21 protein-coding genes are annotated in these 26988 nt (G+C 59.0%); 15 read left to right on the top strand and 6 right to left on the bottom strand.

Annotated elements, in window-relative coordinates; genetic code table 11:
• Positions 1 to 41: 41 nt before the first annotated feature.
• Positions 42 to 1484 carry an alanine/glycine:cation symporter family protein gene (locus ACL2XM_RS17255; RefSeq protein ID WP_413727168.1) on the bottom strand — a complete coding sequence of 481 codons (1443 nt, stop codon included), beginning with the start codon at positions 1482 to 1484 and terminating at the stop codon, positions 42 to 44.
• 212 nt (positions 1485 to 1696) lie between these two features.
• Between ACL2XM_RS17255 and tal the strand changes: the two genes are divergently transcribed.
• The 7 genes from tal (at position 1697) to nhaA (ending at position 10997) form a co-directional block, all read left to right on the top strand.
• On the top strand, positions 1697 to 2650 hold the full coding sequence (tal, locus tag ACL2XM_RS17250; RefSeq protein WP_410016470.1) for a transaldolase: 954 nt from the start codon (positions 1697 to 1699) through the stop codon (positions 2648 to 2650).
• A gap of 154 nt (positions 2651 to 2804) precedes the next feature.
• Positions 2805 to 3392: a molybdopterin adenylyltransferase gene (gene mog / locus ACL2XM_RS17245; protein ID WP_410016469.1), complete on the top strand. Its 588-nt coding sequence runs from the start codon at positions 2805 to 2807 to the stop codon at positions 3390 to 3392.
• 128 nt (positions 3393 to 3520) lie between these two features.
• The gene (locus ACL2XM_RS17240; protein ID WP_413733234.1) at positions 3521 to 4831 is read left to right on the top strand and encodes an MFS transporter; all 1311 of its coding nucleotides are present in this window, start codon (positions 3521 to 3523) and stop codon (positions 4829 to 4831) included.
• 327 nt (positions 4832 to 5158) lie between these two features.
• Positions 5159 to 7078: a molecular chaperone DnaK gene (dnaK, locus tag ACL2XM_RS17235; protein WP_410016468.1), complete on the top strand. Its 1920-nt coding sequence runs from the start codon at positions 5159 to 5161 to the stop codon at positions 7076 to 7078.
• Positions 7079 to 7187: 109 nt separating this feature from the next.
• Entirely contained in the window at positions 7188 to 8324 is a 1137-nt protein-coding gene (dnaJ, locus tag ACL2XM_RS17230; protein ID WP_413722114.1) for a molecular chaperone DnaJ, read from the top strand.
• Positions 8325 to 8493: 169 nt separating this feature from the next.
• A complete protein-coding gene (locus ACL2XM_RS17225; protein ID WP_410016466.1) occupies positions 8494 to 9594 on the top strand; it encodes a catalase family protein in 1101 nt (366 codons plus the stop codon).
• 179 nt (positions 9595 to 9773) lie between these two features.
• Positions 9774 to 10997: a Na+/H+ antiporter NhaA gene (gene nhaA / locus ACL2XM_RS17220; RefSeq protein WP_413730942.1), complete on the top strand. Its 1224-nt coding sequence runs from the start codon at positions 9774 to 9776 to the stop codon at positions 10995 to 10997.
• Positions 10998 to 11132: 135 nt separating this feature from the next.
• On the opposite strand, the gene rpsT is transcribed toward nhaA, so the two are convergent.
• Positions 11133 to 11396 (bottom strand): 30S ribosomal protein S20, encoded by a 264-nt coding sequence (gene rpsT / locus ACL2XM_RS17215; RefSeq protein WP_162364018.1) that lies wholly within the window; start codon positions 11394 to 11396, stop codon positions 11133 to 11135.
• A gap of 398 nt (positions 11397 to 11794) precedes the next feature.
• On the opposite strand from rpsT, the gene ribF reads away from it, so the two are divergent.
• From ribF to ispH, 5 genes are read left to right on the top strand one after another with little or no spacing between them, the layout of a single operon-like run.
• A complete protein-coding gene (gene ribF, locus ACL2XM_RS17210; RefSeq protein WP_410016464.1) occupies positions 11795 to 12733 on the top strand; it encodes a bifunctional riboflavin kinase/FAD synthetase in 939 nt (312 codons plus the stop codon).
• 32 nt (positions 12734 to 12765) lie between these two features.
• Positions 12766 to 15582, top strand: coding sequence for an isoleucine--tRNA ligase (ileS, locus tag ACL2XM_RS17205; RefSeq protein WP_413730941.1), 2817 nt, complete (start codon positions 12766 to 12768; stop codon positions 15580 to 15582).
• Positions 15582 to 16088, top strand: coding sequence for a signal peptidase II (gene lspA / locus ACL2XM_RS17200; RefSeq protein ID WP_410016462.1), 507 nt, complete (start codon positions 15582 to 15584; stop codon positions 16086 to 16088). The genes ileS and lspA overlap by 1 nt, the downstream gene beginning before the upstream one ends.
• 5 nt (positions 16089 to 16093) lie before the next feature.
• Entirely contained in the window at positions 16094 to 16564 is a 471-nt protein-coding gene (fkpB, locus tag ACL2XM_RS17195; RefSeq protein WP_413722118.1) for an FKBP-type peptidyl-prolyl cis-trans isomerase, read from the top strand.
• A complete protein-coding gene (gene ispH, locus ACL2XM_RS17190) occupies positions 16545 to 17495 on the top strand; it encodes a 4-hydroxy-3-methylbut-2-enyl diphosphate reductase (protein WP_410016460.1) in 951 nt (316 codons plus the stop codon). Before fkpB ends, ispH begins: the two co-directional genes overlap by 20 nt.
• A gap of 205 nt (positions 17496 to 17700) precedes the next feature.
• On the opposite strand, the gene ACL2XM_RS17185 is transcribed toward ispH, so the two are convergent.
• Entirely contained in the window at positions 17701 to 18591 is an 891-nt protein-coding gene (locus ACL2XM_RS17185; RefSeq protein ID WP_413722119.1) for an SMP-30/gluconolactonase/LRE family protein, read from the bottom strand.
• Between the two features lie 264 nt (positions 18592 to 18855).
• Between ACL2XM_RS17185 and dapB the strand changes: the two genes are divergently transcribed.
• The 3 genes from dapB (at position 18856) to carB (ending at position 24531) form a co-directional block, all read left to right on the top strand.
• Positions 18856 to 19677 (top strand): 4-hydroxy-tetrahydrodipicolinate reductase, encoded by an 822-nt coding sequence (dapB, locus tag ACL2XM_RS17180; protein ID WP_413727163.1) that lies wholly within the window; start codon positions 18856 to 18858, stop codon positions 19675 to 19677.
• A 466-nt stretch (positions 19678 to 20143) separates the two neighbouring features.
• Positions 20144 to 21292, top strand: coding sequence for a glutamine-hydrolyzing carbamoyl-phosphate synthase small subunit (carA, locus tag ACL2XM_RS17175; protein WP_410016457.1), 1149 nt, complete (start codon positions 20144 to 20146; stop codon positions 21290 to 21292).
• Positions 21293 to 21306: 14 nt separating this feature from the next.
• Positions 21307 to 24531, top strand: coding sequence for a carbamoyl-phosphate synthase large subunit (gene carB, locus ACL2XM_RS17170; RefSeq protein WP_410016456.1), 3225 nt, complete (start codon positions 21307 to 21309; stop codon positions 24529 to 24531).
• 95 nt (positions 24532 to 24626) lie between these two features.
• On the opposite strand, the gene ACL2XM_RS17165 is transcribed toward carB, so the two are convergent.
• The 3 genes from ACL2XM_RS17165 to potE form a co-directional block, all read right to left on the bottom strand.
• Positions 24627 to 25241 carry a LysE family translocator gene (locus ACL2XM_RS17165; RefSeq protein ID WP_410016455.1) on the bottom strand — a complete coding sequence of 205 codons (615 nt, stop codon included), beginning with the start codon at positions 25239 to 25241 and terminating at the stop codon, positions 24627 to 24629.
• Between the two features lie 165 nt (positions 25242 to 25406).
• Complete coding sequence (locus ACL2XM_RS17160) at positions 25407 to 25610, bottom strand: type II toxin-antitoxin system Phd/YefM family antitoxin (protein WP_410016454.1); 204 nt, start codon at positions 25608 to 25610, stop codon at positions 25407 to 25409.
• Between the two features lie 51 nt (positions 25611 to 25661).
• A complete protein-coding gene (potE, locus tag ACL2XM_RS17155; protein ID WP_410016453.1) occupies positions 25662 to 26981 on the bottom strand; it encodes a putrescine-ornithine antiporter in 1320 nt (439 codons plus the stop codon).
• Positions 26982 to 26988 lie beyond the last annotated feature (7 nt).

The raw sequence follows: 26988 nt of genomic DNA, 5'->3' as shown, positions 1-26988 counted from the left end.
GTCTCTTAAGGGCTGGAGGTCAGCGGGATGATAAGCGGCGGTCATGTTGATTTGCGCGCCGCCGGGCGGTCCCAACTGCCGGGCGCCAGCTGCGCCGCGATAGCGGGGAAATTCGCGGCGTAGAACGTCGGCAGTTTGCCGACCGCGCGCTGGCTATTGTAATCGCGCGCCAGCATCAGGGCGATGCGCGACAGCAGCAGCAGCGCAATCAGGTTGGTCAGGGTCATCAGGCCCATCGCCAGGTCCGCCAGCCGCCATAATACCGGTACTTCCGCCAGACAGCCCAACATCACCGTCGCCAATGCCACGACGCGCAATATCTGCACCGGCCGTTTGGAGCGATGGCGGAAAAAACGCAGACTGCTTTCCGCGTAGGCGTAATTAGCGATAATCGAGGTAAAGGAAAAAATAAATACCACCATCACCATAAACGGCGTGCCCCACTGTCCCGTCGCCGCCAGCAATGACCGCTGGATCAGGGCGATGCCGCCGAGATCGGGCGCGGCCTGTTCCAGTGCGCCCGACGTCAGGATAATGGCCGCGGTGGCGCTGCAGATGACGATGGTATCGATAAACACCGCCAGCATCTGGATATATCCCTGCGACGCGGGGTGGGGCGGCCAGGGCGTGGCGGCGCCGGCGATATTGGGCGCCGAGCCCATGCCGGCCTCGTTGGAAAACAGCCCGCGCTGCACGCCCTGGAAAATGGCCTGGGAAAAACCATAGCCCAGGATTCCCGACGCGGCCTGCGGCAGGCCGAACGCGCTGTTGAACACCAGCTCCGCCACCGCCCCCAGGCGTCCGGCATGCTGCGCCATCACCCAGGCCGCCAGCAGCACATAGCACAAGGCCATCAGCGGGACCAGCCATTGGGAAAGCCGGGCGATAAGACGCAGGCCGCCGCACATGGCCAGTCCGCTTAACGCCGCCAGGCCCAGCCCCGTCTGGTAAGGCGCGAATCCGCAGGCGTCATGCAGCGACTGCGTAATGGCGCTGGCCTGCACCGCGCTGAATATACCGCCGTAGCCTATGAGTAGAAAGCAGGTAAAGAGTACGCCCATCCAGCGCAGGCCCAGGCCCTTTTCCATATACCAGGCGGGGCCGCCCCGGTAATGGCCGCGGCCGTCGCGCACCTTATATAATTGCGCCAGGGTGCTTTCGAAGAAGGCGGTGGCCATGCCGATAAACGCGGCCAGCCACATCCAGAATATCGCTCCCGGCCCGCCGATGACCAGGGACAACGCCACGCCGGTCAGGTTGCCGCAGCCGATGCGCGCCGCAAGCGTCGTGCATAATGCCTGAAACGGTGAAATGCCCGCGCCGTCGGCGCGGCCCGATCCCTTCAAGATGGAAAACACGTGGCCGAAGTAATGGAACTGAATAAAACCGGAGCGGAAAGTAAACCAAAGACCGGTGCCAATCAGCAGGTAAATTAACACTGAATTCCATAACAAATCGTCGATAAAGTTGAAGAGTTCAGCCATTTATTCCTCGTCTTCCCTGATAAGCGGCGCTTATGCCGACCCGCGGCCGGCAGCGGCCGATTTTATCCTGCCATGGCCGCATAATGCGCTGCCGCCGGGGCGGTGCCATTACGCTGGCGCCTCGCTTGCACCCATGCTTGCGCGTGGTATTATCAAAAAAGGCAGTGCAACGCCATAAGATATGCACACCCTTCACAATGAGATATTCCACCATGACAGATAAACTTAGTGCCCTACGCAAGATGACCTCCGTTGTCGCTGATACCGGTGATATCACCGCCATTAAACTGTATCAGCCCCAGGATGCAACCACCAACCCTTCATTGATCCTGAACGCGGCGCAGATTCCCGAATACCGCGGCTATATCGACCAGGCGGTTGCCTGGGCGCGTGATCAAAGCCGGGACGCGGCGGAACAGGTCAAATACGCCACCGATAAACTGGCGGTCAACATCGGGCTGGAAATTCTTAAGCTGGTGCCGGGGCGCGTTTCCACGGAAGTCGACGCCCGACTGTCCTATGACACCGAGGCAAGCGTCGCCAAAGCCAAAAGCCTGATTAAACTCTACAACGACGCCGGCATCGGCAACGATCGCATCCTGATTAAGCTGGCCTCGACCTGGCAGGGTATCCGCGCTGCCGAGCAACTGGAAAAGGCCGGCATCAACTGTAACCTGACGCTGCTGTTTTCCTTCGCCCAGGCCCGCGCCTGCGCCGAGGCCGGGGCCTACCTGATTTCGCCTTTCGTCGGCCGCATCCTTGACTGGCACAAAGCCAACGGCGAACGCAAGGAGTTTTCCCCGGAGCAGGATCCGGGCGTGATTTCCGTGACGGAAATCTACCGTTACTACAAAGAACACGGTTATGACACCGTGGTAATGGGCGCCAGCTTCCGCAACGTGGGCGAGATTATTGAACTCGCCGGTTGCGATCGCCTGACCATCGCGCCGCCGCTGCTGAAAGAGCTGGCCGCCACCGAAGGCACCCTTGAGCGTAAACTTTCCTATACGGGCGAGATCAAGCCGCGTCCGGCCAAACTGACCGAGGCTGAATTCCTCTGGCAGCACAACTTGGATCCTATGGCGGTGGACAAACTGGCGGACGGGATCCGCAAGTTCGCCGTCGACCAGGAAAAGCTGGAAGCGATGATTAAAGACCTGCTGTAATCACCGTGGCCCTGGCCGGGCAGGCAAGCCGGCGCGGGACCCGTTTATCAGCGCCATGGCGGCCCGTAGGTAACGGGCCGTTTTTATTTGTGCGCACGGCGCTTCGCCGTTAAATTGCTATTATGGAAAAATCATGTCGACCGGAGGACGTTCTATGCAAATTTGCCGTATTGGCCTGGTATCCATATCCGATCGCGCGGCCAACGGCGTCTACCAGGATCAGGGCATCCCCGCGTTGGAATCCTGGTTACGGCAGGCGCTGATTTCACCTTTTACGCTGGAAACACGGCTGGTGCCCGACGAGCAGCCGCTGATTGAGCAAACTCTGCGCGAGCTGGTGGATGAAATGGGTTGCCATCTGGTGCTGACCACCGGCGGCACCGGCCCGGCGCGGCGTGATGTCACGCCGGATGCCACGCGGGCGATAGCGGATCGCGAAATGCCCGGGTTTGGCGAGCAAATGCGCCAGATCAGCCTGCATTTTGTGCCCACGGCTATCCTGTCCCGGCAAATGGGGGTGATCCGCAAACAGGCGCTGATCCTGAATCTGCCGGGCCAGCCCAGGGCTATCCAGGAAACGCTGGCGGGCGTCAGGGACGCGCAGGGGAACGTGGTGGTGCACGGCATCTTTGCCAGCATCCCTTATTGCATTCAACTGCTGGAAGGGCCTTATATCGAGACCGATCCCGCGATCGTGGCGGCGTTTCGTCCCAAAAACGCCCGGCGCCCCGACCCGGAGTAACCGCGGCGCGCGGCGGCGGCGGTAAACGCCGCCCCAGGGTGTGAAATTATATTTCCGCGCAGTAAGATTACCTTTACGTTGTATGCTATATTTTTTTCTTTTTTCTCTCTGGCCCGACGCGAATGACTATGCCTGCCGACCCGCAACGCCGATTGAACCGACAGGATTACAAAACCCTGTCGCTTGCCGCCCTGGGCGGCGCGCTGGAATTTTACGACTTTATTATCTTCGTGTTCTTTGCCGGGGTGATGGGAAAACTGTTCTTCCCGCCGGATTTGCCGGAGTGGCTGCGGCAACTGCAGACCTTCGGTATTTTTGCCGCCGGTTACCTGGCCCGGCCGCTGGGCGGCATTATCATGGCGCATTTCGGCGATAAAGCCGGCCGGAAAAAAATGTTCAGCCTGTCCATTCTGCTGATGGCGCTGCCGACGCTGATGATGGGCCTGCTGCCCACTTATGAAACCCTCGGCGTCACCGCGCCGCTGCTGTTACTGGCGCTGCGCATCCTGCAGGGCGCGGCCATCGGCGGCGAAGTGCCGGGCGCCTGGGTCTTCGTCGCCGAACATGTGCCCCACAAGCGCATCGGGTTCGCCTGCGGCACGTTAACCGCCGGCCTGACCATCGGCATTTTATTAGGATCCTTTGTCGCCACCTTATTAAACACCTTCATGACGCCGCAGGGCGTGCTCCAGGGGGGCTGGCGCATTCCTTTTTTCCTCGGCGGCTTCTTCGGACTGGTCGCCATGTACCTGCGGCGCTGGCTGCGTGAGACCCCGGTGTTTATCGAGATGCAGATCCGCAAAGCGCTGGCGCAGGAATTGCCGCTGAAATCCGTGGTGATGAACCATAAAAAAGCGGTGCTGATTTCCATGCTGCTGACCTGGCTGCTCTCCGCCGGCATCGTGGTGGTGATCCTGATGGCGCCCCTGTGGCTGCAGCAGCAAATGGGCGCTACCCCGTCCCTGGCGCTCAAGGCCAACTGCGCGGCGATTATCGCGCTGGCCGTGGGCTGCGTGATAACCGGCGCCGTCATCGACCGCGTGGGCGCGGGCAAAACCTTTATCACCGGCTGCGTGATGCTGGGCGTCTTCAGCTGGCTGTTTTACCACACCGGCGCGGATCGGCCGTTGCCGCTGTACATCACCTATGCGCTGGCCGGCCTGAGCGTCGGCGTGGTGGGCGGCGTGCCTTATGTTATGGTCCATGCGTTTCCCTCGCCGGTGCGGTTCAGCGGTATTTCGTTTTCCTATAATGTGGCGTACGCCATTTTTGGCGGACTGACCCCGGTGATGGTCACCATGCTGATGCGCATCTCGCCGATGGCGCCTTCCTGGTATGTGCTCGGGCTATCGGTAATGGGGGTGTTGCTCGGCATTTGCCTGCCGTCCGGACTGCGGCATAAGCCGCCGCTGGCCGGTGGATTGAATTCCATCGCCTGATTTTACGTGCGGCGTGAAATAAATAGGTTCCTGTTTGTCATGGCACTTTTGGGAACGATTTAGTCATTTTTATAAAAATGCCCTGTATATCAAAGGACTGCGCGCCAGCCGCTCAGCGATGCGCGGCGCCCGGGGGCGCCGGGAGCGCGCAGAACGCTTTTTTTTTCCTGCTCCCCCTTGATGCGCGGCGCGGTGACCCCATCTTATTTGCAACCAACGTTGTTTAACCTGCTAACAAAAACGTGTCGCTGGCTTGAAAAAAAGTTAACCGGCCACATATCAGGTTTACGACCACAACGAATATGACTTTTTAGTGGAGATGTTTAGATGGGTAAAATTATTGGTATCGACTTGGGTACGACCAACTCTTGTATCGCAATTATTGAAGGCTCCAAACCTCGGGTGCTTGAAAACAGCGAAGGTGATCGTACTACCCCTTCCATTATTGCTTACACGCAGGACGGTGAAATTCTGGTTGGCCAGCCAGCTAAACGTCAGTCCGTTACGAACCCGCAGAACACGTTGTTCGCCATCAAGCGTTTGATCGGACGTCGTTTTGAGGATGAAGAAGTACAGCGTGATAAAAATATCATGCCGTATAAAATTATCGCTTCCGACAACGGCGACGCCTGGCTGGACGTGAAAGGCCAGAAAATGGCCCCGCCGCAGGTGTCCGCTGAAATCCTGAAAAAGATGAAGAAGACCGCGGAAGATTATCTGGGTGAGCCGGTTACCGAAGCGGTTATTACCGTGCCGGCCTACTTTAACGACGCCCAGCGCCAGGCGACCAAAGACGCCGGCCGTATCGCGGGCCTTGAAGTTAAACGTATTATTAACGAACCTACCGCCGCGGCGCTGGCTTACGGCCTGGATAAAGAAACGGGCAACCGCACCATCGCGGTCTATGACCTGGGCGGCGGTACCTTCGATATTTCCATCATCGAAATCGATGACGTGGACGGTGAAAAAACCTTTGAAGTGCTGGCGACCAACGGCGACACCCATTTGGGTGGCGAAGACTTCGACAGCCGCCTGATCAATTACCTGGTGGATGAGTTCAAGAAAGACCAGGGCATCGATCTGCGCAACGATCCGCTGGCCATGCAGCGTCTGAAGGAATCCGCTGAAAAGGCCAAGATCGAGCTGTCCTCCGCGCAGCAGACCGACGTGAACCTGCCGTACATCACGGCGGACGCCACCGGTCCGAAACATATGAACATCAAGGTGACCCGCGCCAAACTGGAATCGCTGGTTGAAGACCTGGTAAAACGCACCATGGACCCGCTGAAGATGGCGCTGAAAGACGCCGGACTGTCGGTCGGCGATATCAAGGACGTTATCCTGGTGGGCGGCCAGACCCGTATGCCGCTGGTGCAGAAGACCGTTACCGATTTCTTCGGTAAGGAACCGCGTAAAGACGTTAACCCGGATGAAGCCGTGGCTATCGGCGCCGCGGTGCAGGGCGGGGTGCTGGCCGGCGACGTGAAGGACGTGCTGTTGCTGGACGTCAGCCCGCTGTCGCTGGGCATTGAAACCATGGGTGGGGTCATGACGCCGCTGATCGCCAAGAACACCACCGTACCGACCAAGCATAGCCAGGTGTTCTCTACGGCGGAAGACAACCAGTCCGCGGTGACCATCCACGTGCTGCAGGGTGAACGTAAACGCGCCGCGGATAATAAATCCCTGGGCCAGTTCAACCTGGACGGGATTGCCCCCGCCATGCGCGGTACGCCGCAAATCGAAGTCACCTTCGATATCGACGCCGACGGCATCCTGCATGTGTCCGCCAAGGATAAGAACAGCGGCCGTGAACAGAAAATCACCATTAAGGCGTCGTCCGGTTTGACCGAGGATGAAATCCAGAAAATGGTGCGTGAAGCGGAAGCCAACGCGGAATCCGACCGCAAGTTCGAGGAACTGGTGCAGACCCGTAACCAGGCCGACCATCAGCTGCACAGCACCCGCAAGCAGCTGGAAGAAGCCGGCGACAAACTGCCCGCCGATGACAAAACGGCCATCGAATCCGCGCTGAGCGCATTGGAAACCGCGCTGAAAGGCGAGGATAAGGCTGAGATCGAAGCCAAGATGCAGGCGCTGATCCAGGTTTCCGGCAAGCTGCTGGAAGTGGCGCAGCAGCAGGCGGCTCAGGCCGGCGCGGCGGAAGCTGGCGCTGAAGCCAATGCGGGCAAAAAGGATGACGACGTTGTCGACGCCGAATTTGAAGAAGTTAAAGATAAAAAATAATCGCCCTTGAGCGGGCACAGCCACGGTGAGTAATGCCGTGGCTGGCAACAGGCACGGGCGTCGGGGAAACCTTACGCCCGTGCAAGCATGTTGAGGGCAGGAAGAGACAATGGCGAAAAAAGACTATTACGAGATTTTAGGCCTTTCCAAAGATGCGGAAGAGCGTGAAATCAAAAAGGCCTACAAACGCCTGGCAATGAAATTCCACCCGGATCGTAACCCAGGGAATGCTGACGCCGAAGCAAAGTTCAAAGAAGCGAAAGAAGCCTATGAAATCCTGACCGACGCGCAAAAGCGCGCCGCGTATGATCAATACGGCCACGCCGCCTTCGAACAGGGCGGCATGGGCGGTGGTTATGGCGGCGGCGCCGCCGGCGGCGCGGACTTTACCGATATCTTCGGCGACGTCTTCGGCGATATCTTTGGTGGCGGGCGCCGCCAGCGCGCCAGCCGTGGGTCGGATCTTCGCTACAATATGGAGCTTACCCTCGAGGAAGCGGTCCGTGGCGTAACCAAGGAAATCCGCATCCCGACGCTTGAGGAATGCGACGTCTGCCATGGCAGCGGCGCCAAGCCCGGCACTTCCCCCGTTACCTGTCCTACCTGCCATGGCGCAGGCCAGGTGCAGATGCGCCAAGGTTTTTTTGCGGTGCAGCAGGCCTGTCCCACCTGTCAGGGACACGGCAAGATTATCAAGGAACCGTGCCACAAATGCCACGGCCACGGTCGTATTGAAAAGGCCAAGACGCTGTCGGTGAAAATTCCGGCGGGCGTCGATACCGGCGATCGCATCCGTCTGTCGGGCGAAGGCGAAGCGGGCGAGCAGGGCGCGCCGGCGGGGGATCTGTACGTACAGGTTCAGGTGCGTCAGCACCCCATCTTTGAACGTGAAGACAATAACCTGTTTTGCGAAGTGCCGATTAACTTCGCCATGGCGGCGCTGGGCGGCGAGATCGAAGTTCCCACGCTTGACGGCCGGGTGAAGCTGAAGGTGCCTGCGGAAACGCAAACCGGCAAGCTGTTCCGTATGCGCGGCAAAGGGGTGAAATCGGTACGCGGCGGCAACCAGGGCGATTTGCTGTGCCGCGTGGTGGTCGAAACGCCGGTGAAGCTTAACGAAAAACAGAAACAGCTGCTGCGTGAACTGGAAGAGAGTTTTGGCGGCCCGAGCGGCGATCAGAACAGCCCGCGTTCCAAAAGCTTTCTGGACGGCGTGAAGAAGTTTTTTGACGACCTGACGCGCTGAATTTTTGCGCCATCGGCGGTGTCTTTCGATCCCCGGCCCAGCGGCCGGGGATTTTTTTTGGCCTTTGCCTGTCCACCCGAGGCTTTCTCCTGCTTAAGCGCTGTTGCCGGTACGACATCGATAATGGCCGCTATAATTTAGGGGGAATAATTCTCTGGAGATAGACGCCATGGCCCGTGCCGCACTCCGCCCGGCAGTCCCCTTCACGCCGTCCGTAGAGACGTACCGACCCGACGAAGAGCAGACCCATCGGCAAATCGCCGACGTATTTAAGCACATCATCGGCAAGACACACCGTGATTTGGGCCATGCCCAGCGTGGCGTCCATGCCAAAAGCCACGCCCTGCTGCAAGGCCGGCTGGTTGTGCACAGCTCCCTGGCGCCTGAGCTGGCCCAGGGTATTTTTGCCAGGCCGCGTAGCTATGACGTGCTGCTGCGTATTTCGACCATCCCCGGCGACGTGTTGCGCGACGGGGTTTCCCTGCCGCGTGGCCTGGCGATCAAGGTGCTGGATGTGGCAGGGGAACGGTTGCCCGGGTCGGAAAACGACCTGACCCAGGATTTTTTACTGGCCACGGGACCCGCCTTTACCGCAGCGGACAGCCGGGCGTTCCTGAAAAACCTGAAGCTGCTGGCCGCGACCACCGGTCGGGCGGAGTGGGCCAAAGCAGCCTTATCCGCCGTCCTGCGCCCGCTGGTGCGCGCCCTGAAGACGCTGGACGTCAACACCGGATTGCTGCAAGCCCTGGGCGGCTATCCGCTCACCAATCCGCTGGGGGATCGCTACTTTACCCAGGTAGCCAGCCGCTTCGGTGATTATATCGCCAAACTGGACGTGGTGCCGGAATCGGCCAATTTCCTGGCGCTGGCGGGCAAGGCGTTCACGCTGGCCGGACGGCGGGACGCGCTGCGGGAGGAGGTGGCGCGCATTCTGGCGCGGGAGGGCGGCGCCTGGACCCTCAGGGCGCAGCTGTGCCGGGATTTGGCGGAAAATCCCGTTGAAGATGCCTCGGTGGCCTGGCCCGAGCAGGATAATCCCTACCTGCCGTTGGCGTCGATTATTGTCGAGCCGCAGCAAAGCTGGTCGCCCGGGCGCTCCCGTGCCATGGACGACGGTCTTTCCTTCCAGCCCTGGCATGGCGTCACCGCCCATCGGCCGCTGGGCGACATTATGCGGGCGCGCCGGCTGGCGTACCCGGTGTCGGTGGCGCAGCGCAGCGACCTGAATCAATGTCCGGTGCACGAGCCGCGCCAGCCCCCGGCGTGCTAAACATCCGCATTACCGGCGCGCCGCGGCGGCGGGTAAACCGGCGGTCAATCCTCCAGCCCGGCCGCCGGGGTATTTTTGCGAGCCGCGCTAAATAACGCGCCGGCGATGTTGGGTTTTTATTTACCTGGCTCCCGCCATCCCGCACAATAAATCAATTATGCGCACTTCAAGGATATATTGTGTCTTCTCTTATTCACCGCTGGTTAAATCACGAAGCCTCGGGCGGCGTATTGTTGATTTTAGCCGCGTTAATTGCGCTTATCATGGCCAACACGCCGGCGCAGGCGGCCTATGAAGCGCTGATTTATTTTCCCCAGGGCGCCTCCGCCGGCCACGCCTCGCCATTGACGCTGCTTTTTTTGATCAACGACGGCTTGATGGCGATTTTCTTTTTGATGATCGGGCTGGAGGTGAAGCGCGAACTGATGGAAGGCGCGCTCGCCAGCCGCAGCCAGGCGGCGTTCCCCGCCATTGCCGCGCTGGGCGGCATGATAGCCCCGGCGATTATCTATACGCTGATTAACTGGAACACGCCGGCCAATCATGCCGGCTGGGCTATTCCCACCGCCACGGATATCGCGTTTGCGGTAGGCGTGATGGCGCTGTTGGGAAAACGGGTGCCCGCCAGTTTAAAGGCTTTTTTACTGGCGCTGGCCATTATTGACGATTTAGGCGCCATCGTAATTATCGCGGTATTCTACAATCACGATTTGTCGTTAATCGCCCTGGCGGGCGTGGCGGCGACGATTGCGGTGCTGGTGATGATGAACCGCAGCAATGTCCGTCATATCGGACTTTATCTGCTGGCCGGCGCGGTGCTGTGGGGCTGCGTGCTATTATCGGGCATTCATGCCACTCTCGCCGGGGTGATACTCGGCGCCCTGATCCCCCTGCGTTTGCCGTCACGGCCTGGGGCCCCGGCCTCAGCGCCGCAGACCCAGGCGTATTCTCCCGCCCTGGTGCTTGAGCACTATATTCAGCCCTGGGTGGTTTATCTTATCCTGCCGCTGTTTGCCTTCGCCAACGCCGGCGTTGGTCTGCATGGGCTAACCCCCGCCAGCCTGTTGTCGGTGCTGCCGGCCGGCATTGCCGTGGGGCTGGTGCTGGGTAAGCCGCTGGGCATCCTGCTGTTTTGTTTTGCATCCATCAGGCTGGGATTGGCCCGGCTGCCCGACGGCGTGGTCTTTAACCAGATTGCCGCCGCCGCGGTGCTGTGCGGTATCGGCTTTACCATGTCTATCTTTATCGCCGGGCTGGCGTTCGGCGCGCCGGGGGTGAGTCCGGACAGTATAACCTATGCCAAGCTTGGCATTCTGTCCGGTTCGGTGGTGGCGGCGATCTTGGGCTATATATCGCTGCGCCTGGCGCTGCCGATGCATAAGCCCGCCCCGGCCCGCTCCTGACCAAACAGGTCAGCGCCGCGCAACGCTACGCCATCAACGCCAAGCGCGGCGCTGAAGAACCGGAGGCAAACGCCAGATGCAAAAAAACCGGCCGAAGCCGGTTTTTTTAACAAAACACCAACGTAAGAACAGATCTTACTGCATTGCGTTGATACGCGCGGTCAGATTAGATTTATGACGCGCTGCTTTGTTTTTGTGGATCAAACCTTTACTGGCCTGACGGTCCACAATGGGTTGCATGGCAGAAAAAGCATTCTGCGCTGCATCTTTATCACCTGCATCGATAGCCGCGTATACTTTTTTGATAAAAGTACGCATCATAGAGCGACGGCTGGCATTGTGCTGACGACGCTTCTCAGACTGTACGGCGCGTTTCTTAGCTGATTTGATATTAGCCAAGGTCCAACTCCCAAACATGTTCTATGAGACAATTCAAAGGCCGAGGAATATGCCCTTTCGGCCTTCTTTTGTCAATGGATTTGTGCAAATAAGCGCCGCTTGACTACGCAACGCCTGTTACAATGTGATGGCGCAGGATTCTACCAGTTTCAGCGCGCGGAATACAGCCTTAGACGATAAAAAAGCGATTATCTGTAATAAACAAACCAATTCGCGGCGCGGCGCCCGTCGGCCGGGCGGGGAAATGTCCTGTCCGGCAGAATAACCTGCGAAAAAAACCTGGTCGGGCAAAATAAGCATGACTTTCACCGTCGTTACTGTCAAAGATTGGATTCGCGGGTTAACCTTAGCGGCTGTACAAGGTATAATCCGCCGATTTCCTCAGTCTTGAGCCTGCTATGAAGCTTATTCGCGGTTTACATAACCTGCAGGCGCGTCCCCAAGGGTGCGTGCTCACTATTGGCAATTTTGATGGTTTCCATCGTGGGCATCAGGCGTTGATTGCACAATTGCAGACCGAAGGCCGCAAACGCGGCTTGCCGGTAATGGTAATGATATTCGAGCCCCAGCCGCAGGAACATTTTGCCGGCCGGGACGCACCGGCGCGGTTGACCCGCCTGCGGGATAAAGTGAAGTACCTGGCCCAGGCCGGGGTAGACGTAGTATTGTGCGTAACCTTCGATACGCGGTTCGCGGCCATCGGCGCCGAGTCGTTTGTCGCGGAGCTGCTGGTGAAAAAGCTCGGCGTCAGGTTTCTTTGCGTCGGCGACGATTTTCGCTTCGGCGCCGGGCGGCGGGGCGATTTCGCCTTTTTGCAGCAGGCGGGTATCGCGGCGGGCTTTGATGTCATGAGCACCGCCACGTATACGGAGGGCGGTAAGCGTATCAGCAGCACGGCGGTACGGGAGGCGCTTTGCAACGACCAGCTGGTTGTCGCCGAGATGCTCCTTGGCCATCCTTACCGTATTTCCGGGCGCGTGGAGCACGGCGACGAGCTGGGCCGCACCCTTGGCTTCCCCACGGCCAACGTCTCCTTAAAGGGCCGTCCAGCGCCCATTAACGGGGTCTATGCGGTGGAGGTCGGCGGACTGGCGGCGCAGCCGTTGCCCGGTGTGGCCAATATCGGCACCCGCCCGACGGTGGCGGGGCTTCGTCCGCGGCTTGAAGTGCATTTAATGGATATGGCGCAGGATCTTTATGGCCGCCATATAGAAGTGGTGATACGCGCAAAACTGCGCAATGAACAACGGTTTGCCTCCCTTGATGAGCTAAAGCGGCAAATCGCGAATGATGTGGTGAACGGCCGGGAATTCTTCGGACTGACGGCACCCCTCTAAACGCTCTAACCGAAAACGGAACCGAGAATCGAATGAGTGATTACAAAAACACCCTGAATTTGCCGGACACAGGGTTCCCGATGCGCGGCGATCTGGCCAAGCGCGAGCCTGGCATGCTGCAACGCTGGTATGAACAGGACCTGTACGGGATTATCCGTAACGCTAAAAAAGGCAAGAAAACCTTTATCCTGCATGACGGCCCTCCGTATGCCAACGGCAGTATCCATATCGGTCACTCGGTTAACAAGATTCTCAAAGACATTATTATCAAGTCCAAAGGCTTGATGGGCTATGACTCCCCCTATGTGCCGGGCTGGGATTGCCACGGCCTGCCGATTGAGCTGAAAGTTGAACAGATGATCGGCAAGCCGGGCGAAAAGGTCAGCGCCGCGGAATTCCGCGCCGCCTGCCGCAAATATGCCGCCGAGCAAGTGGAAGGCCAGAAAAAAGATTTTATCCGCCTGGGCGTGCTGGGCGAATGGGATCATCCTTACCTGACGATGGATTTCGGCACCGAAGCCAATATTATCCGTTCGCTCGGCAAAATCATCGCCAACGGCCATCTGCATAAAGGCGCCAAGCCGGTGCATTGGTGTATCGACTGCCGTTCCGCGCTGGCTGAGGCGGAAGTCGAGTATTACGATCGCACCTCGCCCTCCATCGACGTGGCTTTCCAGGCGGTCGACGCCGACGCCGTGGCGGCAAAATTCGGCGTGAGCGGGGTTGCCGGGCCGGTGTCGCTGGTGATCTGGACCACCACGCCCTGGACCCTGCCGGCCAACCGGGCGATTTCGGTCCATCCGGACTTCGAGTATCAGCTGGTCGCGGTGGACGGGCAAAACTGGATACTGGCCGCCGACCTGGTGGCAAGCGTAATGCAGCGTGCGGGTATCGCCCAATGGACCGTGCTGGGCAGTTGTAAAGGCGGCGCGCTGGAACTGCTGCGCTTTCGCCACCCGTTTATGGGCTTCGACGTGCCGGCGATCCTGGGTCAGCATGTGACGCTGGAAGCCGGTACCGGCGCGGTGCATACCGCGCCCGGCCATGGCCCGGACGATTATGTCATCGGCCAGCAATACGGCCTGGAGGTCGCCAATCCGGTGGGGCCGGACGGGTGCTACCTGCCGGGGACCTATCCGGATCTCGACGGGCTGCAGGTGTTCAAGGCCAACGATGTGGTGGTCGAATTATTGCGCGCGCACGGCGCGCTGGTGCATGTGGAAAAGCTGGTGCACAGCTATCCGCACTGCTGGCGTCATAAGACCCCCATCATTTTCCGCGCCACGCCGCAGTGGTTTATCAGCATGGATCAGAAAGGGCTGCGCAAACGTTCCCTGGAAGAAATCAGGGAAGTGCAGTGGATCCCGGGCTGGGGACAGGCGCGCATCGAAAATATGGTGGCCAATCGTCCCGACTGGTGTATCTCGCGCCAGCGCACCTGGGGCGTGCCGATGTCGCTGTTTGTCCATAAGGATACCGAGGAGCTCCATCCGCGCACGCTGGAGTTGATGGAAGAAGTGGCCAAACGGGTCGAGAAAGACGGCATCCAGGCCTGGTGGGATCTGGATCCCGCCGCTATCCTCGGGGCTGAGGCGGACGAGTATACCAAAGTGCCGGATACCCTGGACGTGTGGTTCGACTCCGGTTCGACGCACTCGTCCGTGGTAGCGGTCCGCCCGGAATTCGGCGGCCACGAGCCGGATATGTACCTGGAAGGTTCCGACCAGCATCGCGGCTGGTTTATGTCGTCGCTGATGATTTCCACCGCCATCAAAGGCCAGGCGCCCTATCGCCAGGTGCTGACCCACGGTTTTACCGTCGACGGGCAGGGGCGTAAAATGTCCAAATCCATCGGCAACGTGGTCAGTCCGCAGCAGGTGATGGATAAACTCGGCGGGGACATCCTGCGTCTGTGGGTGGCTTCCACCGATTATACCGGTGAAATGGCGGTCTCCGACGAGATCCTTAAACGCTCCGCCGACGCGTACCGGCGTATTCGCAATACCGCGCGGTTCCTGCTGGCCAACCTGAATGGGTTCGACCCGGCGCTGCACAGCGTCAAGCCGCAGGAGATGGTGGTGCTGGATCGCTGGGCCGTGGGCCGGGCGCAGGCGGCGCAGGCGGAAATCATCGCCGCCTACGACAGCTATGACTTCCATAACGTCGTGCAGCGCATGATGCAGTTCTGCTCGGTGGAAATGGGGTCTTTTTACCTGGATATCATCAAAGATCGCCAGTACACCACCCAGGCCGACAGTATCGCCCGCCGCAGTTGCCAGACCGCGCTGTACCATATCGCCGAAGCGCTGGTGCGCTGGATGGCGCCGATCCTGTCTTTTACCGCCGATGAGATCTGGGGCTTCATGCCGGGTGAGCGCGCCCAGTATGTCTTCACCGAAGAGTGGTATGAAGGGTTGTTCGGACTGGACGCCGGTGAAACCATGAACGACGCTTACTGGGAACAGGTGTTGAAGGTGCGCGGCGAAGTGAACAAAGTGCTTGAGCAGGCCCGCGCCGACAAAATCATCGGCGGATCGCTGGAGGCCCGGGTCACCCTGTATGCCGAACCGGCCCTGGCGAAAACGCTGGGGGCGCTGGGTGAAGAGTTGTATTTTGCCCTGCTGACTTCGCGCGCCGATGTGGCTGATTACAGCGCGGCGGGAGAGGATGCCCAGCAGTGCGAAGGATTGAAGGGCCTTAAAATCGCCCTGGCTAAGGCCGATGGTGAAAAATGCCCGCGTTGCTGGCATTTTGAAACCGATATCGGCGCTGACGCCGGGCATCCCGAAATTTGCGGGCGTTGCGTCACTAACGTGGCCGGCCCGGGCGAAGAGCGTAAATTTGTCTGATGAGTAAATCCTTAGCATCCACCGGTCTGCGCTGGCTTTGGCTGGCGCTGGTCGTACTGATTATCGACCTGGGCAGCAAGCAGTTGATCATGCAGCATTTTATGTTGCATGAGACGTTGCCGCTGATCCCGTTTTTTAACATTTTTTATGCCCACAACTATGGCGCGGCGTTCAGTTTTCTGGCCGATAAAGGGGGATGGCAGCGTTGGATGTTTGCCATTATCGCCCTGGTCATCGCCGTGGCGTTGATGATATTAATGTACCGTTCAGACAGCCGCCAAAGAATGACCAATTGCGCCTACGCCTTGATTATCGGCGGCGCGCTGGGCAATCTCTTTGACCGCCTGGTGCATGGCGTGGTCATCGATTTCATTGATTTTTATGTCGGTGACTGGCACTTCCCCACCTTCAACGTGGCGGATTCGGCCATTTGTATCGGCGCACTCCTGATCGTGCTGGAAGGGTTTATGCATCCGGCCGATAAAACGGCTAAGCAGAAAGGTTAAGCGGCATGTCCGAACAGGTGCAGTCCGACAGCGCGGTGCTGGTGCATTTCGACCTTAAACTCGAGGATGGCACCCTCGCCGAATCCACCCGGCGCGAAAATAAACCGGCGCTGTTCCGTCTTGGCGATGATAGCCTTTCACCGGCCCTTGAACAGTCGTTGCTCGGGCTGCGCGTGGGGGATAAAAAATCGTTTTCCCTGGCGCCGGAGTCGGCGTTCGGGCCGGTTAATCCGGATTTGATCCAGTTTTTTTCCCGCCGGGATTTTATCGAAACCGGCGTGCCTGACGTGGGCACCATTATGCTGTTTACCGCCATCAGCGGTAATGAAATGCCCGGATTGATTCGTGACGTGGCCGAGGAGTCGATCACCGTGGATTTTAACCATCCGCTGGCGGGCCGCACGGTCTATTTCGATATCGACGTATTGGCAATTGATCCGCAGCAGGAGGATAAACATGCGCATCTTACTGGCTAACCCGCGGGGTTTTTGCGCCGGTGTCGACCGGGCCATCAGTATTGTCGAACGCGCGCTGGAGATTTACGGCGCGCCGATCTACGTGCGTCACGAAGTGGTGCACAACCGCTATGTGGTGGAGTCGCTGCGCGCCAGCGGCGCCATTTTTATCGAGCAAATCGACGAAGTGCCCGACGGCTCTATCCTGATTTTCTCGGCCCACGGCGTATCGCAGGCGGTGCGCGCCGAGGCGAAAAACCGCGATTTGACGGTATTCGACGCGACCTGCCCGCTGGTGACCAAGGTGCATATGGAAGTGGCGCGCGCCAGCCGTAAAGGAACGGAAGCCATTTTGATTGGTCACGCCGGGCATCCGGAGGTCGAGGGCACCATGGGGCAATACAATAACCCCAACGGCGGCATGTACCTGGTGGAGTCGCCCAAGGATGTCTGGAAACTGCGGGTGAAGGACGATGCCAACCTGTGCTTTATGACCCAGACCACGCTGTCGGTGGACGATACCTCGGATGTTATCGACGCGCTGCGCGAACGGTTTCCGTTGATTATCGGGCCGCGTAAAGACGATATCTGTTATGCCACCACCAACCGCCAGGAAGCGGTGCGCGAGCTGGCCGCCGATGCTGACGTGGTGCTGGTGGTCGGCTCGAAAAACTCGTCTAACTCCAACCGGCTGGCCGAGCTGGCCCAGCGGGTGGGCAAACCGGCCTATCTTATCGATACCGCGGCGGATATCCAGGAAAGCTGGCTGCAGGGTATCGATACCATCGGGGTAACCGCCGGCGCTTCCGCGCCGGATATTCTGGTGCGGGAGGTGATTGCGCGTCTGCAGGGGCTCGGTGGCGAGGGGGCGGAGGAACTGATCGGGCGCGAGGAGAATATTGTGTTCGAGGTGCCGAAGGAGCTGCGGGTGAATGTGAGGGTGGTGGAGTAAGACCGGCTTTTGCTTGCGCCGCATGCTCTGTAAATGACATTTCCAGTCGCCCGCGGCGGTTTGATGCGGCGACGCGGTAAACCTGTTCTTATCGTGCCCCGGTACGTGCAAGCGAGGGGCTTCAAATCCCTTTTGGCGATCGATCAATTTGGCGGCAGTCAAATTGATCGTATTCAATGGGATGTGCCGGTTTTTTATCCCTGTTCTACAGTCTGAACCGGTATTCCGGGGCGCCGACGGCGCTGGTATAAACATGCAGCAACGCGCCGTCGAGCGCGCCGGGAGGATCGAGATTTTTGCCGGCGCTGGTGATAAATAATTCATTACGCCCGGGGCCGCCGAAAGCACAGCAGCTCGGTTGGCGTACCGGTAACGGCAGATCCTCGATTAGCGTCAGTTCGCCATCGCCGATGGCGTAGCGGCTCAGGCAGCCATGGCCGAAGCGCGCGTTGATCAGTTCTCCGGCCGCGGTCAGCGCCGAACCGTCGGGGGTCTTGTCTCCGGCATCGAATACCCGCAGGCGGGCGGTATTGATGGCGGCGGCGTCGCTGGCGTAAAACCGTTTTTCGGCGCTGTCGGCAAACCACACCCGGTCGCCATGCCACGCCAGGGTATTGGGGATGGTGACATGGCCCATCATGCTCCGCGGCCGCGCTTCGCCGGCGGCAAAGCGGTACCAGCCGCCGATAGGACGCTCTTCCGCCAGGTCCATGGTGCTAAACCATAATGAGCCGTCGGGGGCGATGGCCGCCTCGTTTGGCCGGGTGCCGGCGGCGTCGGCCGGGTAGGGGCACAGGAGCTCAAGGCGTGGGGTATCCCGGCCGGCGCTGCTCTTTTCATAGTGATAAAGCAGTATGCCCTGCTGCGCCACGATCAGGAACTGCTCTTCCCGCTCGGTCGGCAGCGCCGCGCTGAACAGACAATCCAACCGGCGCTGTTCGACGCATCCCCGGGAGGGCCAATAGCGCAACAGGCGCTGTTGCAAAATATCTACCCACAGCAGCGATTGGCTACGGCTGCACCAGACCGGCGTTTCGCCCAGGGCGGCGCGATAATCCCCAATGGCCTGGATTGTTGAGGTAAAAAAAGGACTCATCCTGTCTCTCCGTGGCGAGTGTTCGGCTGTAGATATCCAGTATAGCCGCTTCGCGCCGGATCATCCGCGCCCGGCACCGGCCCGGAGATGAATAAACATTCATTTCTCCCGCGCTGCGGCCGCACCCGGCCCGGTCCATTGCCGTAACTGATGAAAGCCGGCTTCTGACATATAATGCTAATTCCAGGGGAAATCCGCTGGCGGCAATCCGGGACGGCGGTTACCCTAAACTGATTTTACCATGCCAACCAACAGAGAGTGTCTATGAGCGTAACACCAGTTCGCATCGCCATCGCCGGTGCGGGCGGCCGTATGGGCCGCCAACTGATCCAGGCGGTACTGCAATCGGAACAGGCGTGCCTGGGGGCGGCGCTCGAGCGCGCCGGCTCAAGCCTGATTGGCGCGGACGCGGGGGAGTTGGCCGGGCAGGGCGCGTTGGGGATAAGGGTCGGCGACAGCCTGGAAGCCATTAAAGATGACTTTGATATCTTTATCGATTTTACCCGGCCGGAAGGCACCCTGACGCATATGGAATTCTGTCGGCTGCATGGCAAAGGCATGATTATCGGCACTACCGGTTTTGACGAGGGGCAGAAGGCGCGAATCGGGCAAGCCGCCGGGCAGATCGGCATTGTCTTTGCCGCTAATTTCAGCGTGGGGGTCAACGTTATGCTGAAATTACTGGATAAGGCCGCCAGGGTGATGGGCGACTATTGCGACATCGAGATCATCGAGGCGCACCACCGTCACAAGGTGGACGCGCCTTCTGGCACCGCGCTTGCCATGGGGGAAACCATCGCCGGGGCGCTGGGCCGTAACCTCAAGGACTGCGCCGTATACAGTCGCGAGGGCCATACCGGCGAGCGTGTGCCCCATTCCATCGGCTTCGCCGCCATACGCGCCGGGGACATTGTCGGCGAACATACCGCGATGTTTGCCGATAACGGCGAACGTATTGAGATTACCCATAAGGCTTCCAGCCGCATGACCTTTGCCAATGGCGCGGTCAGGGCGGCAATATGGCTGAAAGCGCAGAAAGCGGGCCTTTATACCATGGCGGATGTGCTGGATCTGGCAAGTTTATAACTCTATTTTTTAGCGCCACCTGAAGTCTGCCATTTTATCACTCTGATTAAATAGAGATAATTTTATTTTATTGGAATTATCTCTAAAAAAATCGTTTTCAATGGAAATGGAAGGCCAAATGGCTTTAAGTTTGGCTTTCAGCGGTTATTTTTCTTGGTGATTGCCATTCTGGGCTGATTATTGCGCTTTCGCGCCTGCGCCGGTTCCTTTTAACAAATTTCTGGCCACGCAACCGGTTACTCATGCCCTAAATGAGTGCTTTTTAGCGGTTTCAAGGTGTGTAACCGGCTTAATTGCCATTATTTAGTAAAAAACATCAGCCCGGGGTGGACAAATGACCAGCTCATCATTAAAATGCGCCCAATTTGCCGAAAATCTACCTTGAAGGTGTTTTTTGCATTGATTAAGATCGTTAAATCTGAATTAATATGCAAATACAATGACTGAATATTCCTTGGAGGGTGTTTTGATAAAGTCAGCGCTGTTGGTTCTGGAAGACGGAACCCAATTCCACGGTCGGGCCATTGGGGCAGCGGGAACGGCAGTGGGGGAAGTGGTCTTCAATACATCGATGACCGGCTATCAAGAAATCCTCACCGATCCTTCCTATTCCCGCCAAATCGTTACTCTCACTTATCCCCATATCGGCAATGTCGGCACCAACGAAGCAGATGAAGAATCGTCCCGCATCCAGGCCCAAGGGTTGGTCATACGCGATTTGCCGCTTATCGCCAGTAATTTTCGCAGTACCGGTTCCCTGTCGGACTACCTCAAGCAAAATAATATCGTCGGTATCGCCGATATCGATACCCGCAAACTTACCCGCCTATTGCGCGAAAAAGGCGCCCAGAACGGCTGCATTATCGCCGGCGACGCGCCTGACGCGGCGCTGGCCTTGCAAAAAGCGCGCGAATTCCCGGGACTGAAGGGCATGGATCTGGCCAGGGAAGTCAGCACCGCCGAGCAATACAGCTGGACCCAGGGCAGTTGGGCATTGCATGCCGGCCTGCCTGCGCCGGCCGCGCCGGACGCGCTGCCCTACCATGTGGTGGCGTACGATTTCGGCATCAAACGCAATATCATGCGTATGCTGGTGGATCGCGGCTGCCGCCTGACGGTGGTGCCGGCGCAGACGCCGGCCGACGTCGTCCTGGCGATGGATCCCGACGGCATCTTCCTCGCCAACGGCCCGGGCGATCCCGAACCCTGCGATTACGCCATCGCCGCCATCAAAACCTTTCTCGAGACCGAGACGCCGATCTTCGGCATCTGTCTCGGCCACCAACTGCTGGCCCTGGCCAGCGGCGCCAAGACCGTCAAAATGAAGTTCGGCCACCACGGCGGCAACCACCCGGTAAAGGATATTGACGCCAACCGGGTCATGATTACCGCCCAGAACCACGGTTTTGCGGTGGATGAAACCACGCTGCCGGCGAATCTGCGCGTCACGCATACCTCGCTGTTCGACGGTTCGTTACAGGGATTGCACCGCACGGATAAGCCGGCGTTCTGTTTCCAGGGGCATCCGGAAGCCAGCCCCGGCCCGCATGACGCCGCGCCGCTGTTCGACCATTTTATCGAGTTGATCAAGACTTACCGTTCCCAGGCAAAATAATCAGGAGCAAGACCATGCCAAAACGTACAGATATATCCAGTATCCTGATTCTGGGCGCCGGCCCGATTGTCATCGGCCAGGCGTGCGAGTTCGATTACTCCGGCGCGCAGGCGTGCAAGGCCCTGCGTGAGGAAGGCTACCGCGTGGTGCTGGTGAACTCCAACCCGGCCACCATCATGACCGATCCCGATATGGCGGATGCCACTTATATCGAGCCTATCCATTGGGAAGTGGTGCGTAAAATCATCGAAAAAGAACGCCCCGACGCCATCCTGCCGACCATGGGCGGGCAAACCGCGCTGAACTGCGCGCTGGACCTGGAGCGCGAAGGCGTTCTGGCGGAGTTTGGCGTCACCATGATTGGCGCCACCGCCGATGCCATCGACAAAGCGGAAGACCGGCAGCGTTTTGATAAGGCGATGAAAAAAATCGGTCTTGAGACCGCGCGCTCCGGTTTTGCCCACAATATGGAAGAGGCGCTGGCGGTGGCGGCGGACGTAGGTTTCCCCTGCATTATCCGTCCGTCGTTTACCATGGGCGGGTCGGGCGGCGGCATTGCCTACAACCGCGAGGAGTTCGAGGAAATCTGCGAACGCGGCCTCGATCTGTCACCCACCACCGAGCTGCTGATCGATGAGTCGCTGATTGGCTGGAAAGAGTACGAGATGGAGGTGGTGCGCGATAAAAACGATAACTGCATTATCGTGTGCTCGATTGAAAATATTGACGCCATGGGCATCCATACCGGCGATTCCATTACCGTGGCGCCGGCGCAAACCCTGACCGATAAAGAATACCAAATCATGCGTAACGCCTCGATGGCGGTATTGCGTGAAATCGGCGTGGAAACCGGCGGCTCGAACGTGCAGTTTTCGGTAAACCCTAAAAACGGCCGGCTGATTATCATCGAAATGAACCCGCGGGTTTCCCGCTCCTCGGCCCTGGCCTCCAAGGCCACCGGTTTCCCGATTGCCAAGGTGGCCGCCAAGCTGGCGGTGGGGTATACCCTCGATGAACTGATGAACGATATCACCGGCGGACGCACGCCCGCCTCGTTCGAGCCGTCCATTGACTACGTCGTCACGAAAATTCCGCGCTTTAACTTCGAGAAGTTCGCCGGCGCCAATGACCGCCTGACCACGCAGATGAAGTCGGTGGGCGAGGTGATGGCCATCGGCCGCACGCAACAGGAATCGCTGCAAAAAGCCCTGCGCGGTCTGGAGGTGGGCGTCACCGGTTTTGATCCCAAGGTCAGCCTGGACGACCCGGAAGCGCTGACCAAGATCCGCCGCGAACTCAAAGACGCCGGCTGCGATCGCATCTGGTATATCGCCGATGCTTTCCGCGCCGGGCTGTCGGTGGACGGCGTCTTTAACCTGACCAATATCGACCGCTGGTTCCTGGTGCAGATAGAAGAGCTGGTCACGCTTGAAAACGTGGTGGCGGAGAAGGGCGTCGGCGCGCTGGACGCCGAATTCCTGCGCCAGCTGAAGCGCAAGGGCTTTGCCGATGCCCGCCTGGCGACGCTTGCCGGCGTGTCGGAGGGGGAGATTCGCAAACTGCGCGAAGAGTATAACCTGCACCCGGTCTATAAACGGGTCGATACCTGCGCCGCGGAGTTCGCCACCGATACCGCCTACATGTACTCCACCTATGACGAGGAGTGCGAATCCAATCCCAGCCGCGACCGGGAAAAAATCATGGTGCTGGGCGGCGGGCCAAACCGTATCGGCCAGGGCATCGAGTTCGACTACTGCTGCGTCCACGCCTCGCTGGCGCTGCGCGAGGACGGTTACGAGACCATTATGGTCAACTGTAACCCGGAGACGGTCTCCACCGATTACGACACGTCCGATCGCCTTTATTTTGAACCCGTTACGCTTGAAGATGTGCTGGAAATCGTGCGCATCGAGCAGCCGAAAGGGGTGATTGTCCAGTATGGCGGCCAGACCCCGCTTAAACTGGCCCGGGAGCTTGAAGCGGCGGGCGTGCCGATTATCGGCACCAGCCCCGATTCCATTGACCGCGCCGAAGATCGCGAGCGCTTCCAGCAGGCGGTGGAACGCCTGGGACTCAAGCAGCCGGCCAACGCCACGGTGACCACCATCGACCAGGCGGTGGAGAAGGCGGCGACCATCGGTTATCCGCTGGTGGTGCGTCCTTCCTATGTACTGGGCGGCAGGGCGATGGAAATCGTCAACGACGATGTCGATTTGCTGCGCTACTTCCAGACCGCCGTCAGCGTCTCCAATGACGCGCCGGTGCTGCTGGACCGTTTCCTTGACGACGCGGTGGAAGTGGACGTGGACGCCATCTGCGACGGCCAGCAGGTGCTGATTGGCGGCATTATGGAACATATCGAGCAGGCAGGCGTGCACTCCGGCGATTCAGCCTGTTCGCTGCCGGCCTATACCCTTAGTCAGGAAATACAGGACGTGATGCGCCGGCAGGTCGAGCAACTGGCGTTTGAACTGCGGGTGCGCGGGCTGATGAACGTGCAGTTCGCGGTTAAGGCCAATGAAGTCTATCTGATCGAGGTCAATCCGCGCGCCGCGCGCACGGTGCCGTTTGTTTCCAAAGCCACCGGCGTGCCGCTGGCGAAGGTTGCCGCCCGGGTGATGGTGGGGCAATCGCTGGCCGACCAGGGCATTACCAAAGAGGTTATCCCGCCGTATTACTCGGTCAAGGAAGTGGTGCTGCCGTTTAATAAATTCCCCGGCGTCGACCCCATCCTGGGGCCGGAAATGCGCTCCACCGGCGAGGTGATGGGCGTGGGCCGCACCTTTGCCGAAGCCTTCGCCAAAGCCATGCTCGGCAGCCAGTCGCGCATGAAAAAATCCGGCCGGGCGCTGCTGTCGGTGCGCGCCGGCGACAAGGGCCGGGTAGTGGATTTGGCGGCGAAACTGCTCAAGCACGGCTTTGAACTGGATGCCACGCACGGCACCGCGGTGATATTGGGCGAAGCGGGAATCAATCCCCGCCTGGTGAATAAAGTGCATGAAGGGCGGCCGCATATCCAGGACCGCATTAAAAACGGCGAATATACCTATATCGTCAATACCACCGCCGGACGCCAGGCAATCGCGGACTCGAAGCTTATCCGCCGCAGCGCGCTGCAGTATAAAGTGCACTACGACACCACCATGAACGGCGGCTTCGCCACCGCCATGGCGCTAAACTCGGATCCCACCGAACGCGTGATTTCAGTTCAGGAAATGCATGCGATGCTGAAGGGATAGCGGCATATCGCCGTATCCTGGCCAGGCGCGTGGCCGGGATACGGCGGCAAAATACGCTTATCCGTGCGGGACGCTCCAGGAGCGTCCCGATTTTTTTATCCCAGGGCGACCTTGATTCCCAGGGCAATCAGCACCCCGCCCAGCAGCTTGTCCACCAATTTTTGCGTTTTGGCGAGGGCGCGGCGCACGGGACCGCTTTGGATTAATAGCACCAGCAGCGGCCACCAGACCAGCGCCAGCAACAGGATAATACCCGCGTACCAGAGTTTTTCGGCAACGTCCGATTGCACCTGCAGCACTTGGGTAAACACCGCCAGGAAAAACAGTGTGGCCTTCGGATTGAGTAAGTTATTCAAATAGCCCTGGATAAAAGCGGTTTTCAGGCTTACCGGCTGATGCGGGGCATCGTTGAGGCTTATTCTGCCGGCGCCGCGGGATAGCAGCGCCTGGATGCCGATCCAGATCAAATATCCGGCGCCGGCGTATTTCAGCAGGTTAAACAGCCAGGGTGTGGTGGTAATCAGCACTGCCAGCCCGGCGACGCAATACGACATATGGGTGGCGACGCCGCAGATCACACCAAGGGATGTCATCATGGCGGCCCGTTTGCGATAGCGGGCGGCATTCCTTATCACCAGAAAAAAGTCGGGGCCGGGAGAAAGCATGCCAAGGGTGGCGATGGAGGCGACAAACAGTGAGGTTTCTAACATGACGGACTCGGCAATCAACCAGTAAGCGCTACAGGATAACGCCGGCGCAGGGGAAGCGCACCCTCGATTTGGTTCAGCACTTATGTACCGTATCGCGGCAGCGCAGGAACGCGGCGGGACGGGCGCGATCCCGTTGCCGGGAGAACGCCGCGCCGCCGCCGGCGTTTACAGCAGATCCTCCATCCTGAAGCTAAAACCTCCCGTCCGGGACGGTGGTTCCGTCGTTTGCCCGCGTGTTGCCCCATTTTCGCCTTTAAGGATCACATCCGCCCGGCCGCGCCGGGTAACGCACAGGACTTGCCCTTGTTCCAGGGACTCAAGCGCTTGCGCCAGGTTGTTGCGCAGCGCGGTGTAACTGATGGTTTGCATATCAGCATCCAATATAATGATGAATTATCCCTTAGGTTGGCCTTGCTTTGTTCAGTTAAGCTTAACATCGGGCATTTCAAAGCGCGGCGAAATGATGCCGTATAATGTCCAGCCGAGGAACGTGACGATCGCACCCCACATCATCGCCTCTTGCCCGGAGCTGTAGAGCGCATAAAAGCTGTATAGCGCGCCGAGAAAGGCGATGCCGTTGGTGACTCGCGCCCTGGCCGGCGGCAGGCCCGCGGATTTCTGGATCACCACGGTGGCCGCCATCGACAGGATATAAGGAATAATGTTGGTGACCACCGCCAGGTTCACCAGCACGTTGAACTGTTTGTTCAGCGACGGGCTGATGGTCATCAGCGACAGACCGGTCTGGATGGCGACGATGATAAGCATGCCTTTCACCGGCGCGTCCGCCTTATTCGTGTGGGAAAACACCTTGGGAAAATAGCCGGCGTCGGCGGAGGATTTGAAGACCTGGGCGATGGTAAACTGCCAGCCCAGCAGGGAACCGACGCATGACATGATCATCAGCGCCATGATGATTTTGCCGACGAAAGGCGTAAACATATAGGAAAACGCCAGCCCGAACGGCGCGGTGGAATTCGCCAGCGCCAGGTTGGGCACGATGCCGGCGATAACATTGGTGGAGACCACATAGATAACCGCTGCCCCGAGCGTGCCGCCCAATACGGCGATCGGCACGTTGCGTTCCGGGTTTTCCACCACGTCCATATTGGCGCAGGCGGATTCCAGCCCCAGGAACGCCCAAAGCGTCATGGCGATGGAGGAGCCTATGGCCTCGAAGGTGGGGATGGCATGGGGATTCCAGGCGGCCATGTAGGCGGCGCCGCTAAACCAAAACCACCCGATCAGGGAAATGCCAACAACTGGAATAATGACGCCCCATATAGTGATACTGCTGATGTTCCCGGTAATGCGCGCGCCGCCAAAATTGGCCATGGTGGCCAGCCACAGCACCACGATGGTGGCCAGGCAGATGCCAAGCGGCGTGAGGGTTTGTCCCACCAGTTCCGTACCGTAGCCAACGGCTGAAATGGCAATGGCGACATTGGCGATCAGCAGGGAAACGCCATAGGTGTAATTGGCCATGAAGTTACCGGATTTGCCGAAGGCATATTCCGCATAGCCGCCCATCCCGCCGGGCTTGCGGCTGAACATGCCGCATTTGGCGAACGCGTAGGCCAACGCCATCGACCCCAGGGCGGTAACCAGCCAGGAGACAATGGACAGGGTCCCGACCTCCGCCAGTTTGGTGGGCAGCATGATAATGCCGGAACCCATCATATTCACGGCGGTCAGGACGGTGAGCTGCACCACGCCCATTTTATTTTTCGTTTTATTCATGATCATG

The sequence above is a fragment of the Sodalis sp. RH20 genome (genome assembly GCF_047324205.1).
In the GTDB taxonomy this organism is placed as follows: domain Bacteria; phylum Pseudomonadota; class Gammaproteobacteria; order Enterobacterales; family Enterobacteriaceae; genus Acerihabitans.
Note: the sequence above shows the minus strand (reverse complement) of the source record. Positions and strands in the feature narration are given on the sequence as shown.

Bases quoted from the DNA above. Each gene is read 5' to 3' on its own strand.
- tal (WP_410016470.1), top strand. From the start codon at position 1,697: ATGACAGATAAACTTAGTGCCCTACGCAAGATGACCTCCGTTGTCGCT.
- mog (WP_410016469.1), top strand. From the start codon at position 2,805: ATGCAAATTTGCCGTATTGGCCTGGTATCCATATCCGATCGCGCGGCC.
- potE (WP_410016453.1), bottom strand. From the start codon at position 26,981: ATGAATAAAACGAAAAATAAAATGGGCGTGGTGCAGCTCACCGTCCTG.
- ribF (WP_410016464.1), top strand. From the start codon at position 11,795: ATGAAGCTTATTCGCGGTTTACATAACCTGCAGGCGCGTCCCCAAGGG.
- dnaJ (WP_413722114.1), top strand. From the start codon at position 7,188: ATGGCGAAAAAAGACTATTACGAGATTTTAGGCCTTTCCAAAGATGCG.
- dnaK (WP_410016468.1), top strand. From the start codon at position 5,159: ATGGGTAAAATTATTGGTATCGACTTGGGTACGACCAACTCTTGTATC.
- ispH (WP_410016460.1), top strand. From the start codon at position 16,545: ATGCGCATCTTACTGGCTAACCCGCGGGGTTTTTGCGCCGGTGTCGAC.
- ACL2XM_RS17165 (WP_410016455.1), bottom strand. From the start codon at position 25,241: ATGTTAGAAACCTCACTGTTTGTCGCCTCCATCGCCACCCTTGGCATG.
- ACL2XM_RS17160 (WP_410016454.1), bottom strand. From the start codon at position 25,610: ATGCAAACCATCAGTTACACCGCGCTGCGCAACAACCTGGCGCAAGCG.
- ACL2XM_RS17225 (WP_410016466.1), top strand. From the start codon at position 8,494: ATGGCCCGTGCCGCACTCCGCCCGGCAGTCCCCTTCACGCCGTCCGTA.
- fkpB (WP_413722118.1), top strand. From the start codon at position 16,094: ATGTCCGAACAGGTGCAGTCCGACAGCGCGGTGCTGGTGCATTTCGAC.
- lspA (WP_410016462.1), top strand. From the start codon at position 15,582: ATGAGTAAATCCTTAGCATCCACCGGTCTGCGCTGGCTTTGGCTGGCG.
- carB (WP_410016456.1), top strand. From the start codon at position 21,307: ATGCCAAAACGTACAGATATATCCAGTATCCTGATTCTGGGCGCCGGC.
- ACL2XM_RS17240 (WP_413733234.1), top strand. From the start codon at position 3,521: ATGCCTGCCGACCCGCAACGCCGATTGAACCGACAGGATTACAAAACC.
- ACL2XM_RS17185 (WP_413722119.1), bottom strand. From the start codon at position 18,591: ATGAGTCCTTTTTTTACCTCAACAATCCAGGCCATTGGGGATTATCGC.
- dapB (WP_413727163.1), top strand. From the start codon at position 18,856: ATGAGCGTAACACCAGTTCGCATCGCCATCGCCGGTGCGGGCGGCCGT.
- ACL2XM_RS17255 (WP_413727168.1), bottom strand. From the start codon at position 1,484: ATGGCTGAACTCTTCAACTTTATCGACGATTTGTTATGGAATTCAGTG.
- ileS (WP_413730941.1), top strand. From the start codon at position 12,766: ATGAGTGATTACAAAAACACCCTGAATTTGCCGGACACAGGGTTCCCG.